This window comes from Nocardia aurantiaca, from assembly GCF_009708175.1.
Classification (GTDB): Bacteria; Actinomycetota; Actinomycetes; order Mycobacteriales; family Mycobacteriaceae; genus Nocardia; species Nocardia aurantiaca.
The window spans coordinates 184,103-201,268 of the sequence record NZ_WMBB01000004.1; the positions used below are offsets into that span (position 1 = coordinate 184,103).

Below are 17,166 nucleotides of genomic sequence, written 5' to 3' on the forward strand. Positions count from 1 at the left end.
GGAGTGCGATCAGTTCAGATCCGCCGGTGAGGACAGGGTTCCGCGCACCGCGGTGGCCGCGGCGACCAGCGGCGAGACCAGGTGCGTACGGCCACCCTTGCCCTGTCGCCCTTCGAAGTTCCGGTTCGAGGTGGAGGCGCAGCGCTGACCGGGGGAAAGCTGATCCGGGTTCATGCCCAGGCACATCGAGCACCCGGCCTGGCGCCATTCCGCGCCCGCCGCGGTGAAAATCTCGCCCAGACCCTCGTTTTCCGCCTGCAGCCGCACCCGCATCGAGCCGGGGACGATCAGCATGCGTACACCGTCCGCGACCTTGCGGCCCTTCAGAACATCCGCCACCGCGCGCAAATCCTCGATCCGGCCATTGGTGCACGACCCCACGAAAACGGTGTCGACGGCGACATCCCGCAACGGGGTGCCCGGGGTCAGGTCCATGTACTGCAATGCCTTCTCGGCGGCCGCGCGCGCGTTCTCGTCGAAGATCTGCTCCGGATCCGGCACCGAGTCGCCCAGCGGCGCACCCTGTCCCGGGTTGGTGCCCCAGGTGACGAACGGGGTCAGCGATGCGGCGTCGATGTGCACCTCGGCGTCGAAAACCGCGCCCTCATCGGTCTTCAGCGCATTCCAGGCGGCCACGGCGGCATCCCAGTCCGCGCCCTGCGGCGCGTGCGGGCGGCCCTTCAGGAACTCGTAGGTGATCTCGTCGGGGGCGACCATGCCCGCGCGGGCACCGGCCTCGATCGACATGTTGCACATGGTCATCCGGGCCTCCATGGACATGGAGCGCACCGCCTCGCCGCGGTACTCCAGCACATAGCCCTGGCCGCCGCCGGTGCCGATCTGCGCGATGACCGCCAGGATCACGTCCTTGGAGGTGACGCCCTCGGGCAGTCGGCCGTCGATATTGATGGCCATGGTCTTGAACGGGCGCAACGACAGAGTCTGCGTCGCCAGCACGTGTTCCACTTCGGACGTGCCGATACCCATGGCCAGCGCGCCGAACGCGCCGTGGGTGGAGGTGTGCGAATCACCGCACACCACCGTGGTTCCCGGCTGGGTCAGACCCAACTGCGGGCCCACCACGTGCACGATGCCCTGATCGATATCGCCCATGGGGTGCAGGCGAATGCCGAATTCCTCGCAGTTCCTGCGCAGGGTCTCGACCTGCGTGCGGGAGATCGGATCGGCGATCGGCTTGTCGATGTCGACGGTCGGGACGTTGTGGTCCTCGGTGGCGATGGTGAGATCCGGGCGGCGCACCGGGCGGCCCGCGGCGCGGAGGCCGTCGAATGCCTGCGGACTGGTGACCTCGTGCACCAGGTGCAGGTCGATGTAGATGAGATCGGGCTGGCGATTCTCGCCCTCGCCTTCGCCGCGAACGACGACATGCTGGTCCCAGACCTTCTCCGCCAGGGTGCGTGGCCGGTCGGCCATATCTCCATCACCTCTCGATAGACATTCCCGCGCTCGAGTTGTTGACGCGGAGGCTTGCGTCCGGACTTGGGAAGCGGCTGGTTTGCATTTCCCAACATGCGAGACGCTAATATCGTTCTATGAGACAGCATAGCGGTATCGGGGTTCTGGACAAAGCCATGGCCGTCCTGCACGCCGTAGCCGAGCAACCCTGCGGCCTCAACGAGCTCTGCGCCCGCACCGGCCTGCCCCGCGCCACCGCGCACCGCCTGGCGGTGGGCCTCGAGACGCATCGCATGCTGGCCCGCGACGGCCAGGGGCTGTGGCGGCCCGGCCCGGCCCTGTCGGAACTGGCGACAACCGCCAGCGACCCGCTCCTCGACGCCGCCGCCACCATCCTCCCGCGTCTGCGCGAGATCACCGGCGAGAGCGTGCAGCTCTACCGCCGTGACGGCAATGCCCGGGTCTGCGCGGCGGCCATGGAACCGGCCGCGGGCCTACGCGACACCGTGCCCATCGGGGCGCGATTGCCACTCACCGCGGGCTCGGCCGCGAAAGTACTGCTGGCCTGGGCCGATCCGGAACTGCAACGCGCGATCCTGCCCGAGGCCGTGTTCGGCGAGCGGGCGCTGGCCGAGGTGCGCCGGCGCGGCTGGGCGCAGAGCGCCGCCGAGCGCGCGGCCGGCGTGGCCAGCGTGTCCGCGCCCGTGCGCGACGCGGCCGGCGGCGTGATCGCGGCCGTCTCGGTATCCGGACCCATCGACCGCATGGGCCGCCGCCCGGGCGCACGCTGGGCCGCCGATCTGGTGGCCGCCGCCGACGCCCTCCACAAGCGCCTCTGACGGACTTTGCGGCCCCGGGACAACCCCCGGGTGGCCACAGCCGTCACGACAGCCCCAGTGGCCGCTCAGCCTTCACCTGCGCCGGCGCGGCCCGCGATCGCGGCCCTCGCCGGAAGCCGGCGGGGGCTGTGCCGCTTTCAGGGCCGGACCGGATGTGGGCCACGTGGCAGTGAATGGCCACTGTGACCGCGCTCATACGCCGTAAATTACAGTCGGCCCATGGGAGTTAATCAACGCGCGCAGATCGTGATGTCCGACGAGGAGATCGCGGGATTCCTCGCACGCAGCAGGGTCGCCACCATGGCAACGCTCAGCGCCGAGGGCAGGCCGCACCTGGTCGCCATGTGGTATGCCCTCATCGACGGCGAGATCTGGTTCGAGACCAAGGCGAAGGCCCAGAAGACGGTGAACCTGCGCCGCGACCCGCGCATCACCGTGATGGTCGAGGCCGGCGATACCTACGACCAGCTACGCGGCGTTTCCATCGAGGGCCGCGCCGAGGTGATCGATGATTCCGAGGCCCTGTTCAAGGTGGGGATCAGCGTCTGGGAGCGCTACACCGGGCCGTACAGCGATGAGGCCAAGCCGTTCGTGGAGGCCATGCTGCACAAGCGCGTGGCCGTGCGCGTGGTGCCCGAGCGCACCCGCAGCTGGGATCACCGCAAACTCGGCCTGCCCGCCATGCCGCTGGGCGGCAGCACCGCCGGTCAGCACCCGTAGACACCGCCGGTCAGCATCCGTAGGAAAAGCGAAGGTCCCCGGCCGATCGGCCGGGGACCTTCGCTTTGTAGTCCCGACGGGATTTGAACCCGCGCTACCGCCTTGAGAGGGCGGCGTCCTAGGCCGCTAGACGACGGGACCAGGATGAGATTTCGGCGGTCTTTGCGGTCCACCGAAGCTTCTCGAATTCGAGAGCCGAGACTCTCGCAGCTGGGGTACCAGGACTCGAACCTAGAATGGCTGAACCAGAATCAGCTGTGTTGCCAATTACACCATACCCCATTGACCTGGGCTTTCAGGTTCCTCCCGGGGGAAGCTCCTGACCGCTTTCCGGCCGAGAAGAAGATTAGCAGCATCCCCCCTGAGATACACAAACCGGCTGGTCAGAGGCCGGTTTGTGCATCAATCGGACTATCTCGCGACGATCGGCGCGACCACGTCAGGCGATCTCGGCGAGCGCCGCGCGCAGACGGTCCATGGCGACCTCACGGCCCAGTAGTTCCAGGGACTCGTAGAGCGGCGGGCTGATGTGGGAGCCGGTCACCGCGACGCGCACCGGCGCGAAGGCCTTGCGCGGTTTGAGGCCCAGTTCGTCGATGAGCGCGGTTTTCAGCGCCTCCTCGAGCGGAACCGCGGTCCATTCCGACACACCTTCCAGGGCTTTCACCGCCGCCTGCAATACCGGGGCGGCGTCGGCGCCGAGATTCTTTTCTTTGGCGGCCGGATCGATGGAGAACTCTTCGGGCTTGATGAACAGGAACTTCAGCAGTTCCCATGCGTCGCCGAGCACCACGATCCGGGTCTGCACCAGATCGGCCGCCCTTTCGAAGAGCTTCTCGTCGATCTCGGCGCCGATATGACCATGTCCGGTGAGGTACTCGCGTAGCCGGTGAGCAAAATCACCGGGAGTCAGCAACCGAATATGTTCGGCGTTCAGCGCGTCCGCCTTCTTCTGATCGAATCGGGCCGGATTCGAATTCACCTTCGAAATATCGAAGGCCGCCACCATCTCCGCCATGGAGAACACGTCATGATCATCGGCGATGCTCCAGCCGAGCAGCGCCAGATAATTCAGCAAACCCTCGGGAATGAACCCGCGGTCGCGATGATGGAAGAGATTGGACTCCGGATCACGCTTGGACAACTTCTTGTTGCCCTGGCCCATCACGAACGGCAGGTGACCGAACTCCGGGGTGAACTCCGCGACGCCGATTCGTTTCAGCGACTCGTAGAGCGCGAGCTGTCGCGGCGTCGACGACAGCAGATCCTCACCGCGCAAAACGTGGGTGATCTTCATCATGGCGTCGTCGACCGGGTTGACCAGCGTATAGAGCGGATCCCCATTACCGCGGGTGAGCGCGAAATCGGGCACCACGCCCGCGCGGAAGGTGGTCTCGCCGCGGACCAGGTCGTTCCAGGTGAGGTCCCGGTCGGGCATGCGCAGGCGGATGACCGCGGATCGGCCCTCGGCCTTGTAGGCGGCGATCTGCTCGAGGGTCAGGTCGCGGTCGAAGTTGTCGTAGCCCAACTTGGGGTCGCGCCCGGCGGCCTTGTGGCGGGCCTCGACTTCCTCTGGGGTGGAGAAGGATTCGTAGGCCTCCCCCGCCGCGAGCAGGCGCTGCACCACATCGAGATGAATATCACGCCGCTGCGACTGCCGGTACGGGCCGTGGGGGCCGCCGACCTCCGGGCCCTCGTCCCAGGTGAGGCCGAGCCAGCGCAGTGCGTCGAGGATGGCGTTGTAGGACTCCTCGGAATCGCGTGCGGCGTCGGTGTCTTCGATGCGGAAGACGAAGGTGCCGCCGTGGTGGCGCGCGTAGGCCCAGTTGAACAGGGCGGTGCGGACCAGACCCACATGCGGTGTACCGGTGGGTGACGGGCAGAAACGAACCCGGACGTCAGTCATGGCTCTCTTTCGTTCAGCGTTTGGCGGCAACGGGATTGGACAGGGTGCCGATGCCGGAGACGGTCACCGACACGGTCTGGCCGGCCTGCAGCGGGCCGACGCCCTCCGGGGTGCCGGTGAGGATGACATCGCCCGGTAGCAAGGTCATCACGGTGGTGATCCATTCGATCAGCTTCGGAATATCGTGCAGCAGAAGCGAAGTGCGGCTGCGCTGCTTCACCTGGCCGTCGACCTCGGTGACGATCTCCAGATCCGAAGGGTCCAGCGAGGTCTCGATCCACGGGCCCAGCGGGCAGAAGGTGTCGTAGCCCTTGGCGCGGGTCCACTGGCCGTCGTGGCGCTGCTGGTCACGGGCGGTGACGTCATTGGCGACGGTGTAGCCCAGGATCACCTCGCCGGCGCGGGCGGCGGGAACGTCCTTGCAGGGGCGGCCGATCACGACGGCCAGTTCGCCCTCATAGTCGACCTGAGAGGAGCTGGGCGGCAGGATGATCGGGGCGTTCGGGCTCTGGATCGAGGTGCTCGGCTTCATGAAGATGACCGGGTCGGCCGGGGCTGGGCCGCCCATCTCCTCGGCGTGCGCGGCGTAGTTCTTGCCGATGCAGATCACCTTGCTGGCGAGGATGGGGGCCAGCAGGCGCACATCGGCCAGCGGCCAGCTGCGACCGGTGAAGGTCGGGTTGCCGAACGGGTGTTCGGCGATTTCCCGGACGACGGCGTCGGCACCGTCTCCTTCGATGCTGACGAAAGCGACTCCATCTGGGCTGGCAACTCGACCTAGGCGCATGGTTGGCATCCTATCGACCGCCTTCGACCTGCCCGAACGCGCCCGACCACGGAGCAGGACGGGATCAGGGGCGGGCCGTGGGCCGGGCGCGTGCGGGGGCCGCGCGGCGGGTGGCATCCCGGCCCGCATTGCCCCGATTCGAATGTGAAAAGCCCTTATACACAAGCGAACTCAGGTCAGGTCACGGGGCTCACGAGAGCGGTGCGCGGGTGTGAGCAAACAGACAGCTCGTCTCGGAAATCGTCTCGCGCATCAGGTGTACCGTAAGGTCGATGTTCACAAAGTAAGACAACTATTCCATATAGTGAGACACGAGGTGAGGTCATGGCCACCGTGACGGCAATGGATACGGCGCGACGGTGGACCATGCTGGCGCTCGGCGTCTTCGCGCAGAGCTCCAGCGCGGTGCTGGTACACGGCACCGCCTTCCTGCTGCCGGCCCTGACCCAGCGAGGAATGTCGCTGGCCACGGCTGGTCTGCTGGTGGCGATGCCCATGGTCGGCTTGGTCTGCACGCTGATCGCGTGGGGCTGGATCGTCGATCATGTGGGCGAGCGCAAGGCCCTGGTGGCCGGGCCCGCGCTGATGTTCGCGGCGGGTGCGGCGGCGGCCGCCGTCACGAACTACATTGCGCTGGGGGCATTGCTATTGCTGGCCGGGGCCGGCGCGGGCAGTACCAACGGCGCGAGCGGACGCGTCATCGTGGGCTGGTTCCCGCCGGATCAGCGCGGGCTGGCCATGGGTATCCGGCAGACCGCGCAGCCGCTGGGCGTGGCCGTCGGGGCCCTGACCATCCCCGCCGTCGCTGCGGCACACGGGTTCTCGGCGGCCGTGCTGGTGCCCGCGGTCATGGCGGGCGCGGCCGCGATCGGCTGTCTGTTCGGCATCGTGGATCCGCCGCGACCCGAATCCACCGGGGGCGCAGGGCGTCCCGTCAATCCCTACCGCGGTGACTCCACGCTGTGGCGCATTCACGGGGTGTCGATTCTGTTGGTCATCCCGCAGGCCACCATCTGGACGTTCGGCCTGCTGTGGCTGCACCGCGATGTCGGCATGTCGCTGGCCACCGCGGGCGCGCTGATCACCGCCGCCCAGATCCTGGGCGCGGGAGGGCGAATCGGCGCGGGGATCTGGTCGGACCGGGTGGGCAGCCGGTTGCGGCCGCTGCGCACGGTGGCGATGGCGGCCGTAATCTCCATGTCCGCCTTGGCCGTAGCGGCGTGGGCACACCAGTGGTGGGCTGCCGTTCCGATTCTGATCGGGGCCTCGGTCATCACGGTGGCCGACAATGGTCTGGCCTTCACGGCGGTGGCCGAGATCGCCGGTCCCTATTGGTCGGGTCGCGGGCTGGGGATCCAGAACACGGGGCAGAACTTGGCGGCGGCCGTGATCGCCCCGGCGTTCGGCGCATTGATCACCGCGGCCGGTTTTCCGATCGCCTACCTGCTGGCGGCGCTGATGGCGCTGGCCGCAGTCCCGTTGGTGCCCAGTGGTTCCCGGTGAGCCGTTCATCCCGGGCAAATGCGGAAGACCTGTGCCCGTTAAGTTTTCGCATCCGAATGCAACTGTGCGATTTGGCTCACTGGGGGCGCGATTTCACGAAACCACCTCTCAGGATTGCATTTCGGCGGCGGCGAGGGAACGAACGGAGCGTGTGAAGCAGTCGGGTTTCGGCCGATTGCCCGATGATCCGGATCCGCGGATCACCTTGTCGGCCTGGATATCCGGCCATGGACAGCGACGAGCCCCCGTCCCCGCGGTCGCGGCAACGGGGGCTCGTCCGTGAAACCCTAGAGCGACGCGATGATTCGGTCGCCGACCTCCACGGTGGACGCGGCGCCCGAGCGCGACGCCAGATCCTTGGCGACGGCGGACTCGATGCGAGCGGCCTCCTCGGCCTTGCCGAGGTGCTGGAGCAGCAGGGCCACCGACAGGATCGCGGCGGTCGGGTCGGCCTTGGACTGGCCCGCGATGTCGGGGGCCGAACCGTGCACCGGCTCGAACATGGACGGGTTGGTGCCCGAGGCGTCGATATTGCCGGAGGCGGCCAGACCGATGCCACCGGAGACGGCGGCGGCCAGGTCGGTGATGATGTCGCCGAACAGGTTGTCGGTGACGATCACGTCGAATCGGCCCGGGTCGGTGACCATGTGGATGGTGGCGGCATCGATGTGCTGGTAGGCGGTCTCGATGTCCGGGTACTCGGCGCCGACCTCGGCGACCGTGCGCGACCACAGCGAACCGGCGAAGGCCAGCACATTGTTCTTGTGCACCAGGGTCAGATGCTTGCGGCGCTTGCGGGCGGTCTCGAAGGCGTAGCGGACCACGCGCTCGACGCCGAAGCGGGTGTTGGTGGAGACCTCGGTGGCCACCTCGTGCGGGGTGTTGACGCGAATCGCGCCGCCGGTGCCGGTGTAGGGACCCTCGGTGCCCTCGCGCACGACCACGAAGTCGATCTCCGGGTTGGCCGCGAGCGGGCTGGTGACGCCCGGGTACAGCTTGGACGGGCGCAGGTTCACGTGGTGGTCCAACTCGAAGCGAGTGCGCAACAGCAGGCCGCGCTCGAGCAGGCCGCTCTGCACCGACGGGTCGCCGATCGCGCCCAGCAGGATGGCGTCGTGCTGCTTGAGCTCCGGGATGACATTGTCCGGGAGGATCTCGCCGGTGGCATGGAACCGCTTGGCTCCCAGGTCGTATTCGGTCTTCTCGACACCAGGCACCACCGCGTCGAGCACCTTGAGCGCCTCGGCGATGACCTCGGGACCGATACCGTCGCCCGGAATGACAGCCAGTTTCATGAAATCCATGCTCCGTTCGATAACGCGCGGGTGATCCTCTCCGCGCTGGCAGGAGAGTCCCGGCCACCATAGCGGGTGCCGCCCCAACCCCTTTCACCAGGGCGAATCGCTCCCAACCAGTGGGATCGGACAGCATCACCGAACCGGAATATCGGGTGCGCGGCGGCCCGGCGACGGAGCTCTCCGGCGTCGGGATCCACGTCCAGGTACCGCAGTACCGAACAAGGCGGGGCGGCAGGACTTCGGCGCGTCGACACCGCTACCGCACGCGCCGAGAAAGGGCACCCTGTTGCGCGGACACCGTCCGGCGCCGGTCCCGAGCCTGCGCACCGCACGTCCGCTGCTGCTGCCCGCCCATAGTTCCGGCGGAAAGCACTGCGACACAACCATTCTCGGGCCGGGGCCGTAATCGGACCGCGCCCCCGTCCACGAGTGCGGACGGGGGCGCGGGCGACCAGACTTGCGAGTGACTAGTCCAGGTTGACCTGGACGACCTTGGCGGCGCCCACGGCCTCGGCGATCGAGTTCTGGACCTCGGCCGGGACCTCCTTGTTGACGCGGAGGATGACGGTGGCGCCTTCGTCGTTCAGGTCCTGGGTGAGCTGGGCGGCCAGGATGTCGATGCCGGCGTCGCCGAGCTTGGTGGCCAGGCGGCCGAGCTGGCCCGGCTTGTCCTCGTAGGCGAGGACGGCCAGGTTCAGGCCCTCGGCGCGCATGTCGTAGTTGCGGCCGTTGATGTTGACGATCTTCTCGACCTGGGCGGGCTCGGTCAGGGTGCCGGCCACGTTCAGGGTGCGGCCGTCGCCGAACACGGCGCGCAGGTCGACCAGGCTGCGGTGGGTCGGGCTCTCGCTGTGGGTGGTGACGGTGGCCTCCAGGCCGCGGTCCTTGGCCAGCGACGGGGCGTTGACGAAGGTCACCGCATCCTCGACGAGGGCCGAGAACACGCCGCGCAGGGCCGAAAGCTCCAGCACCGCAACGTCTTCCGAGGACAGCTCGCCGCGAACCTGGACCTCGAGGGAGACCGGCAGCTCGTTGGCCAGGGCGCCCAGCAGCGCGCCCTGCTTGCGCACGATGTCCAGCCACGGGGCGACGATCTCGTTGACCGCACCACCGGTGACGTTCACCGCGCCCGGCACGAACTCACCGGCCAGGGCGAGCTGCACGGACTTGGCGACATCGGTGCCGGCGCGGTCCTGCGCCTCGGCGGTGGACGCGCCCAGGTGCGGGGTCACCACGACCTGGGGCAGCTCGAACAGCGGGCTGTCGGTGGACGGCTCGGTCTCGAACACGTCGATGCCGGCGGCGCGCACGTGGCCGGAGTTGATGGCGTCGGCCAGGGCCTGCTCATCGATCAGACCGCCGCGGGCGGCATTGACGATGATGACGCCCTTCTTGGTCTTGGCGAGCGTCTCCTTGTTCAGCATGCCCTTGGTCTCGGGGGTCTTGGGCAGGTGAATGGAGATGAAGTCGGCGCGCTCGAGCACCTCGTCCAAGGGCAGCAGCTCGATGCCCAGCTGGGCGGCGCGGGCCGGCGAGGTGTAGGGGTCGTACGCGATGACCTTGGTCTCGAAGGCGGCGAGACGCTGCGCGAACAGCTGGCCGATGCGGCCCAGGCCGATGACGCCCACGGTCTTGCCGAAGATCTCGACACCGTTGAACTTGCTGCGCTGCCAGGTGTGCTCACGCAGGGTGGCGTCGGCGGCCGGGATCTGGCGCGCGGCGGCCAGCAGCAGGGTGACGGCGTGCTCGGCGGCGGTGTGGATATTGGAGGTCGGCGCGTTGACGACCATGACGCCGCGCTCGGTGGCCGCGGGCACGTCGACATTGTCGAGGCCGACGCCGGCCCGGGCGACGATCTTGAGGTTCTTGCCCGCCTCGAGGACCTCGGCGTCGACGGTGGTGGCCGAGCGGACCAGCAGCGCATCGGCTTCCGGCACGGCCGCCAGCAGCTCGGGTCGGTTGGGGCCGTCGACCCAGCGCACCTCGACACCGTCGCCGAGCGCGTCGACGGTCGACTGGGCGAGCTTGTCGGCGATCAGAACAACAGGACGGCCTGCTTGGCTCACGGTGGGGTACTCCTGAGGAAGGGGATCCGGGATTTACGGGCGTCAGCTTAATCGGCTGGGATCCGAGGCGTTTTACCGCCTGGTAGGCAACTGCCATCAAAGCTGTGAACTGCGGGTTTCGAACCAGGTCCGCAGGGTCCGCGGCCTCCGGCGGTTCCGAGGACGCCCTCCCCGTGGCGACGGCGCCCTTATGACGTTCGCCCCGGCGCTCGGTGTAGACGATCTCGGCGTTGCGTCACGCCGGGCGTCGGCGGCCCGGGGGGGCCGACGATGCGACAGCGAGGAAGCGACCGCGCGAATTACGCACTCTGAAACATATTTTCCGGCATGGAAGTTCCTGATGCAGATAGCCGAAAGCCCGGCCTCGGAGCTACGGAGTCCGAGGCCGGGCTTTCGAAAGTCGAGTAATCGACGTCAGTAGTTCTCAGCGACCGAAGGAGCCGGTCCACAGGGTGTTCAGGATACCGTGCAGCGCGGCCGACCCGGTGTCGAGCAGGCCGTTGAGGGCAGCAGAACCGGTGTCGATGATAACGGGGATCATGAGAATACCTCTTCTGGAATTCCGTACGAACTTTCTGACGTGAAGCCTATCGAGGCGATTTCGCGACCCGTTACGAGGATTAGCGCGATGTGACCGGCGTCACCGATTCAGAATTCTGTGGCCTCCTTCATATGAGTGTCGAATTCCCGCCATATAACGTGACTATCACGCCCCCATTTCTGGGGGCTCATCGCGCGAAAAACGCGTAGACCAGCGGGATCCCGGGCGCTACCGTCAGCTGCCATGCTGCTGCGCTCGATCCCCGCCTCCATGGACCCGGCGGTGGTCGCCACGATCGACGGCGAACTGGACCGGATCGTGCGCGAACACCGCGTCGACGTGCTGCTCGCCATCGAGAGCGGCAGCCGCGCCTGGGGCTTCCCCTCCCCGGACTCGGACTACGACTGCCGCTTCGTCTACCTCCGGCCCGCGGACGACTACCTCACGCCCTGGCCCGGCCGCGATGTCATCGAGACACCCTTGGTCGGCTTACTCGATGTCAACGGCTGGGACCTGGCGAAGGCCCTGCGCCTGCTGGTGAACGGCAACGCGGTGCTCATCGAATGGCTGATGTCGCCCATCGTCTACCGCGGCGACCCCCAATTCCGGGACGAGTTGCGCACACTGGCCGATGAAGTCGCCGACCGCAATCGGGTGGCCCGCCACTACCTCCACTTGGGCCGCCGCCAGTGGCGTCTCCTCGACTCCAACCGGTCCCTGAAAAAGGTGTTCTATTCGCTGCGTCCCGCTATGGCATTGCGCTGGCTCCACGAACATCCGGAGAAATCGGTAGCGCCGATGCATTTACCGACCCTGCTCGCCGAATGCGACCTGCCGGACGATTTCATCACCGCCGTGAAAGAATTGACCGAACTGAAATCCCGCACCCGCGAAATGGGGGCCGGCAGCGTACCCGAACCGATCGCGGATTTCGTCTCCGCGGAGTTCGAACGAGCCGCGGCGGAATTCGTCAGGGACGAGCCCGCCCATCGGCGCCATGCACAGGCTCTGTCAGCGGACTTCTTCCGCCGTCGACTGCGCGCCTGAAGTAATCCGCGGGGATCACGCGCCGGCGGCCGTCCCGATCACCTCGGGACGGCCGCCGTGACACCCCTCAGTAGCGGACTCCGGCGATGACCCGCACTGCCAGCGCCTCGGGCCCCGGCTTGGCGCGCCGCACCTCGAACTCGACGCGCTGCCCCTCCGCGAGCGACCGGAAGCCCTCCCCTTCCACCGCGGTGTACTCCACGAACACGTCCGGCCCGCCGTCGTCCGGGCTCAGGAACCCGAACCCCTTTTCGCTGTCGAACCATTTCACCGTGCCGTGCACCATTACCAAACCTTCTCGAACCGACCGGACACTCCCACGTCCCCGCACGTGCCGCGGTCCATGGTGTCACGCCCCCGGCCCGCGCGGTCGGCCACCCACGCCCGCCCCAGCCCATTCCACGGCTGCGGCCAACGCGTACGACCTCTACCCACCTATCGAATCCCCCTGCCCCCGCGTATCACTCGCCTCACGCTAGCCATCCAGCCAAGCCCCCCGGACGATCCCCTCCCCTCTCCCTCCAACTGCTCTCCCGCACATCTCGTTTCGCCACACCCGGCCGCACCGCCGCGGTCTTTCGCGCCACCGCTGCCCACCGCAGGTGCCCGGGCCTGCCCTTCCTCGGCCCGGGCACCGCGCCCGCGCCTCGCACCGCGTCACGCGGGCCGTGCCCCTTCGGCCCGGCGCTGACAATGCGGTACGGGTGGCCGAGTGCTGCGGGTGGCCGAGTGCTCGGTCAGCCTGCACGCATGTTCCGGGGCGGCGTTTCCGCTGCGGGCTCCGAACCCCGCATGGCGTAGACGCGCTCGAGGAAGTCGCGGTGGGCGCGGAGGGTCGAGTCGAGCAGTTCGCGCCAGGTGCGGCGGTCCACTCGACGGTCGCTGACCAGGGAGGAGAGGGACGCGGGGCCCAGTTTGTCGATGTGGTCGACGATGAAAGTGAGTCGGCGGCGCGGGAATTGGGCGCCGATGCGGGGATTCTCGTCAAGGAAGTGGTCGAGTTCATAGAGGTAGTTGACGGCGCGGTTGTACTCCTCGTCGGTGAGGTGGTAGTCCATGCGCTTGATCTCGACGATCCAGAGTTCGCCGGAGTCGTGCAGCAGCACGAAGTCGGGTTCGCGCTTCTGGCTGCCGATGGCGGTGGTCACCAGCGGGGTGCCGAACTTCTGTGCGTACCAGCGTTCGAAGCTGGCGCGCACGCGTTTGAGGGACTCGTTCATGCCCAGCGGCGTCCACTCGGGGGCGAGCAGCCAGGGGGCGGACTCGATCAGCTCCTGGAAGGGCCGTTCCAGGGAACGCCGGTCGTCGATGAGCGAGCGCAGACGGTCCACGACCGCGACCCGCTCGCTGGCGATCTGCCCCAGCGAGTAGATCTCGGCGATGTGGGCCCGCTCGAACAGCGCGACCACCACATCCAATTCGGGATCGGCATCCTCGGCGATCTCCTCGAGCGTATCGAGCAGGCTGCGCTGCGGGCCCAGCGACAGGGCCAGCCGCAGCATGTTCTCGATGTGCGCGGGGTCATCCAGCGACGCACGATCCTTGTGCGCCACCAAGATTCGCGCCGCATCCAGGACGGAGTCGCGGAACACGCGGTCGCCGGGCGCGATCGCGTCGAGGGTCTCGCGGATATGGGAGCGTTCGACGAACTCCTCCCAGACTCGGCGGCGGATGGACTTCTCCCCGAGCCTGCCGATCTCCTTGATCAGGGCCCGGCCCCACTGCGCGAGCGCCTCGCCGCGCGGGGAGTTCCACATGATGTCCTGGCGGTCGGAGCGGACCAGGTCGTCGTCATCGTCGAGCCAGTCCACGTGAATCGCACCGACCAGGTAGGAACGCAGTTTGAATTCGCCGGTGAATCCGGCGGAGATTCCGAAATCCCTTGTCTGCGCCACGATCTTGCCGCGAGCGTAAATACGCACCCCCGCCATCGCCTCGTCACGGTAAGGCTGTTTCGAGTAGGCGATCCACCCGGTCACCGGCAGGAATTGCCGCCCGAAACGCACCGGCACCCGGCCGACGTCGACCCGGGTTTCCTCCATGACGTCGATCGGCAGCGCACTCAGAATGAAACTCTCCCGGCCTATCGCATTGCGCACCTCGACTCGCCAGTCGGCGCGCTCGATGCCGAAGCGCGCCGCCAGTTGCCGGTTCAACTCGGTGCCGGTGTTCACCCTCTTGCGAAAGAAGTCGCGCAGAATGATGGTGGTTCCGCGCTTGGCGGTGAAGGAGCCGTCCTGCGCCCCGGCCCGGGGGAAGTAGTCGCTCTCGGTGTCGGAGAGCATGTCGTCGAGGTCCATCACGAAGTGAGAGACGTTCCAGCCCAATGGTGTCCGGTCCGCCTCCGTGCTGCCCGCCGTGATCACCTCGATGGTCCGGCAGATGCCGAAAGCGGCGAGTTTCCCGATTCCCTTGCGCCCCATGACCGGCCGTCGCAGCTCCCTGGACAGATCGGACCCGGTGCGCGCCCGCCGATCGGACCCGACCAGCAGATAGTGCTCGTTGATCTCTTCGGCGGTCATCCCGTGCCCGTTGTCGGAGACGATGATCTCGTACGCCGGTTCGTCTGCGGCCCTGACGGTTCCGGCCAGCATCGCGCCCCACGGCAGCACGACCTCCACCTCGGTGGCGTCGGCATCGTAGGAATTGGCGATGAGCTCGGCCAGAACCGCCGAAACCCTGTCGTAGAGCCGGATGCCGAGCTTGTCGATCGCCAGCCGGCTGATGCGCATCGTGTACTTGTGGTCATCACGATCCTGCGCGGCCGCATGCACGTCGTCGTACATGATGGGTCCCCAATTACCCTCGGGGCAGCCGCCCTTCAGCTACCTCTGAATTCGATGCAACGCCGATTGATTAACAGCAGGCTGAACATTTACCGACCGCTCAGTCACGGTGCGATTCCAGGATTCACCGACCGGTTGCTTACGGCAACGGCAAGGTCTCGGTTATCTTCGTGAGACTGTGGACGCCCCTTGATAACCCGCTCCCGGGGCGTTCGCTCACATCACCCGGCGCTCCTCGCCCGCCCATACAGGCCTCGCCCGCACGGCGGTCACGACCCGCTGTGGCATCGGGTGAGTGGGTCGGCGAAGCTGGAGCCATCGGTGGCGCTGGCCATCATGCGCTCGTCGGGACCGCTGTCGGCGATGTCGCGCACGCGCTCGCCGCGGGATCAACAGGCGTACTGCCATCCGGGGTCGTACCCGTGGCGGACATGGTGGCGTGCGCCGGCGACTGGGTGACAGTCCAGTCGGATGCGGGCAGAATGCGGAGCGGTGGCGGGCGGTGTCCGCCGCGACGCGAGACAAAGGGGGTGCCGGGTGGCCAGTAGTCAGACCATTGCCGCACGTCAGCGCTTTTTCGGTGCGGAGGCGGTGGACCCGGTCAGCGGGGCGGTGCGGGAGGATCAGGTGCTGGTTTCCTGGTTCGGGTGTGCCAGTTTCGCTGTGGCCATGGGCGGCGTGGTGTTCCTGCTGGACGCGTGGGTGCCGCGCGGAGCGACATCCGGGTATGTGCCGACCGGGCCGGAGGAGGTCGCGGCGCTGGATCCGGCGGCGATCTTCATCGGGCACGGGCACTTCGATCACGCGGCCGACGCGGGAGCGATCGCGCGGGCGAGCGGCGCGGTAGTCTACGGGACGGCCGAACACTGCGCGACGGCGCGCAAACAGGTCGGCGGGGCCGAATTGGCTTGCCAGGAACTGGGTTCCAGCAAGTCCGCGCCGGGTGACCGTTACGACTTCGAGCTCGCGCCCGGGCTCTCGGTGACCGCTGTGCGCCACCTGCACTCGGCGCGCACGCCGCGGCGCGAAGGGCCCGATGCTTCCGCGCCGGTGCGGCCCAAGCCCGGCCTGCACGACATTCGCATCCATCGCCCGGGCCTGGCCGATGTCAGACATCTGGCCCGCCATCTGCTCGCGCCGGAGGGCGGGGTGTTGCTGTATCAGTTCCGCCGCGGTGATTTCGTGCTGACCTGGCACGATTCCTCCGGCCCACTGCTGGACAAGGCGCCGCACGTCCTTGATGTCCTGCGCGCGCTGCCCGCCTCGGACGTGCACATCGGCGCGATCCAGGGCTACAACCAGTTCACGAATGGGCTGCATGATTCGCGCAGATATATCGAGGCGCTGCGACCGAAGGTGTTCGTCCCCAACCATCACGACAATTGGCTGCCGTTGATCACCGCCCGAGGTGAGGCGTTCCGGACGCCGCTGCACGAGGAGCTGGCATGGATGCCGGAGGGTGCGCGGCCCGAGGTCCGGATGCTGCTGGACCGCGACGATTATCTCGCGCCTGGTCGGTTGGCTTTCGACCCCGCGCCCCGGGATTGAGGAGCTGGACCCGAGGCTGATCGTCTGAAGCGCATCAGCCGCATCCGCGCTGCCGGTCGGCGGTAATCGCCGCTGTGTGGCCATGGCCGACGTGCGGCAGGTCGAGGGCGGCGAGCCGCCCTCCCGCGATGAGCATCAGGTTGATCGCGACGAGGCGGGCGGCCAATTGTCCGGCGTGATCCGATCATCGGGCACGGAGGCCGATCACCGGAAGCGGAGAAGCATTGTCACGCTGGTGGTTCCGGCCGGATTGACGATTTCCGATCCCGGTACATCGACGAAACCGAGACGCTGGTAGAGCCGCCGTGCCGGATTCTCCAGGCGGACACTCAAACTCACCGCCTCGTACTGCTCGCGTGCGGCGTCGAGGAGCGCGTTCATCAGGGCCGTCCCGAGTCCGGTGCCGCGACTGTCGGGCGCGACACCGATCGCCAATTCCGGAGTGTCGGCGTCGATGTAGCCGAAGGCGGCGTTCTCGGCGGTGAATCTGCGCAGCCAGGCGGCGCCCAACAGCACTCCGTCGGTCCCGCCGACCATGCCGAGATCGCCCGTGGCGCCCCAGCCTCGGACGTACCGCGCCAGATTCGGCTGATCCATCAGCTGCTCGGGCGAGACCACGCCGCGATCGCGGGCATGCGACGCCTCGAACAACATGGCCCACAGGAACTTCTCATCCGCCACGTCGGCGGACCGAACGAACACCATGATG

The 17,166-nt window shown here is 67.5% G+C and carries 14 protein-coding genes and 2 tRNA genes; 5 read left to right on the forward strand and 11 right to left on the reverse strand.

Annotated elements, in window-relative coordinates; genetic code table 11:
- Positions 1-9: 9 nt before the first annotated feature.
- Entirely contained in the window at positions 10-1,434 is a 1,425-nt protein-coding gene (leuC, locus tag GLP40_RS09615; protein WP_154787502.1) for a 3-isopropylmalate dehydratase large subunit, read from the reverse strand.
- Between the two features lie 119 nt (positions 1,435-1,553).
- Here leuC and GLP40_RS09620 point away from each other — a divergent pair, with 119 nt between their 5' ends.
- Both GLP40_RS09620 and GLP40_RS09625 read left to right on the forward strand, forming a co-directional pair.
- Positions 1,554-2,255: an IclR family transcriptional regulator gene (locus GLP40_RS09620; RefSeq protein WP_154787503.1), complete on the forward strand. Its 702-nt coding sequence runs from the start codon at positions 1,554-1,556 to the stop codon at positions 2,253-2,255.
- A 219-nt stretch (positions 2,256-2,474) separates the two neighbouring features.
- Positions 2,475-2,975, forward strand: a complete 501-nt coding sequence (locus GLP40_RS09625) for a pyridoxamine 5'-phosphate oxidase family protein (RefSeq protein WP_154787504.1) — start codon at positions 2,475-2,477, stop codon at positions 2,973-2,975.
- A gap of 68 nt (positions 2,976-3,043) precedes the next feature.
- Here the strand turns inward: GLP40_RS09625 and GLP40_RS09630 are convergent.
- The 4 genes from GLP40_RS09630 to GLP40_RS09645 form a co-directional block, all read right to left on the reverse strand.
- Positions 3,044-3,116 (reverse strand) — tRNA-Glu (locus GLP40_RS09630).
- Positions 3,117-3,185: 69 nt separating this feature from the next.
- Positions 3,186-3,257 (reverse strand) — tRNA-Gln (locus GLP40_RS09635).
- Positions 3,258-3,414: 157 nt separating this feature from the next.
- Positions 3,415-4,881 carry a glutamate--tRNA ligase gene (gene gltX, locus GLP40_RS09640; protein ID WP_154787505.1) on the reverse strand — a complete coding sequence of 489 codons (1,467 nt, stop codon included), beginning with the start codon at positions 4,879-4,881 and terminating at the stop codon, positions 3,415-3,417.
- A gap of 13 nt (positions 4,882-4,894) precedes the next feature.
- The gene (locus GLP40_RS09645; RefSeq protein ID WP_154787506.1) at positions 4,895-5,668 is read right to left on the reverse strand and encodes a fumarylacetoacetate hydrolase family protein; all 774 of its coding nucleotides are present in this window, start codon (positions 5,666-5,668) and stop codon (positions 4,895-4,897) included.
- A 324-nt stretch (positions 5,669-5,992) separates the two neighbouring features.
- Between GLP40_RS09645 and GLP40_RS09650 the strand changes: the two genes are divergently transcribed.
- Positions 5,993-7,171 (forward strand): MFS transporter, encoded by a 1,179-nt coding sequence (locus GLP40_RS09650; RefSeq protein WP_154787507.1) that lies wholly within the window; start codon positions 5,993-5,995, stop codon positions 7,169-7,171.
- A 287-nt stretch (positions 7,172-7,458) separates the two neighbouring features.
- On the opposite strand, the gene GLP40_RS09655 is transcribed toward GLP40_RS09650, so the two are convergent.
- Together GLP40_RS09655 and serA are read right to left on the reverse strand one after the other, a co-directional pair.
- Complete coding sequence (locus GLP40_RS09655) at positions 7,459-8,466, reverse strand: 3-isopropylmalate dehydrogenase (protein WP_154787508.1); 1,008 nt, start codon at positions 8,464-8,466, stop codon at positions 7,459-7,461.
- Between the two features lie 470 nt (positions 8,467-8,936).
- Positions 8,937-10,535: a phosphoglycerate dehydrogenase gene (gene serA / locus GLP40_RS09660; RefSeq protein WP_328289931.1), complete on the reverse strand. Its 1,599-nt coding sequence runs from the start codon at positions 10,533-10,535 to the stop codon at positions 8,937-8,939.
- 784 nt (positions 10,536-11,319) lie between these two features.
- Here serA and GLP40_RS09665 point away from each other — a divergent pair.
- A complete protein-coding gene (locus GLP40_RS09665) occupies positions 11,320-12,123 on the forward strand; it encodes a nucleotidyltransferase domain-containing protein (RefSeq protein WP_154787509.1) in 804 nt (267 codons plus the stop codon).
- 67 nt (positions 12,124-12,190) lie between these two features.
- Here GLP40_RS09665 and GLP40_RS09670 read toward each other — a convergent pair whose 3' ends face one another.
- Both GLP40_RS09670 and GLP40_RS09675 read right to left on the reverse strand, forming a co-directional pair.
- A complete protein-coding gene (locus GLP40_RS09670) occupies positions 12,191-12,409 on the reverse strand; it encodes a cold-shock protein (protein WP_154787510.1) in 219 nt (72 codons plus the stop codon).
- A gap of 451 nt (positions 12,410-12,860) precedes the next feature.
- Positions 12,861-14,909 carry an ATP-binding protein gene (locus GLP40_RS09675; RefSeq protein ID WP_154787511.1) on the reverse strand — a complete coding sequence of 683 codons (2,049 nt, stop codon included), beginning with the start codon at positions 14,907-14,909 and terminating at the stop codon, positions 12,861-12,863.
- A 537-nt stretch (positions 14,910-15,446) separates the two neighbouring features.
- Between GLP40_RS09675 and GLP40_RS09680 the strand changes: the two genes are divergently transcribed.
- Entirely contained in the window at positions 15,447-16,457 is a 1,011-nt protein-coding gene (locus GLP40_RS09680; protein WP_328289932.1) for an MBL fold metallo-hydrolase, read from the forward strand.
- Positions 16,458-16,491: 34 nt separating this feature from the next.
- Here GLP40_RS09680 and GLP40_RS34395 read toward each other — a convergent pair whose 3' ends face one another.
- Together GLP40_RS34395 and GLP40_RS09685 are read right to left on the reverse strand one after the other, a co-directional pair.
- Positions 16,492-16,623, reverse strand: a complete 132-nt coding sequence (locus GLP40_RS34395; RefSeq protein WP_268867090.1) for a hypothetical protein — start codon at positions 16,621-16,623, stop codon at positions 16,492-16,494.
- Between the two features lie 38 nt (positions 16,624-16,661).
- The gene (locus GLP40_RS09685) at positions 16,662-17,162 is read right to left on the reverse strand and encodes a GNAT family N-acetyltransferase (protein ID WP_154787513.1); all 501 of its coding nucleotides are present in this window, start codon (positions 17,160-17,162) and stop codon (positions 16,662-16,664) included.
- Positions 17,163-17,166: the final 4 nt, after the last annotated feature.

Excerpts from the sequence above, each read along its gene's own strand:
- GLP40_RS09620 (WP_154787503.1), top strand. The coding sequence starts at position 1,554 with ATGAGACAGCATAGCGGTATCGGGGTTCTGGACAAAGCCATGGCCGTC.
- GLP40_RS09650 (WP_154787507.1), top strand. The coding sequence starts at position 5,993 with ATGGCCACCGTGACGGCAATGGATACGGCGCGACGGTGGACCATGCTG.
- gltX (WP_154787505.1), bottom strand. The coding sequence starts at position 4,881 with ATGACTGACGTCCGGGTTCGTTTCTGCCCGTCACCCACCGGTACACCG.
- GLP40_RS09665 (WP_154787509.1), top strand. The coding sequence starts at position 11,320 with ATGCTGCTGCGCTCGATCCCCGCCTCCATGGACCCGGCGGTGGTCGCC.
- GLP40_RS09685 (WP_154787513.1), bottom strand. The coding sequence starts at position 17,162 with ATGGTGTTCGTTCGGTCCGCCGACGTGGCGGATGAGAAGTTCCTGTGG.
- leuC (WP_154787502.1), bottom strand. The coding sequence starts at position 1,434 with ATGGCCGACCGGCCACGCACCCTGGCGGAGAAGGTCTGGGACCAGCAT.
- GLP40_RS09670 (WP_154787510.1), bottom strand. The coding sequence starts at position 12,409 with ATGGTGCACGGCACGGTGAAATGGTTCGACAGCGAAAAGGGGTTCGGG.
- GLP40_RS09645 (WP_154787506.1), bottom strand. The coding sequence starts at position 5,668 with ATGCGCCTAGGTCGAGTTGCCAGCCCAGATGGAGTCGCTTTCGTCAGC.
- GLP40_RS09675 (WP_154787511.1), bottom strand. The coding sequence starts at position 14,909 with ATGTACGACGACGTGCATGCGGCCGCGCAGGATCGTGATGACCACAAG.
- GLP40_RS09625 (WP_154787504.1), top strand. The coding sequence starts at position 2,475 with ATGGGAGTTAATCAACGCGCGCAGATCGTGATGTCCGACGAGGAGATC.
- GLP40_RS09655 (WP_154787508.1), bottom strand. The coding sequence starts at position 8,466 with ATGAAACTGGCTGTCATTCCGGGCGACGGTATCGGTCCCGAGGTCATC.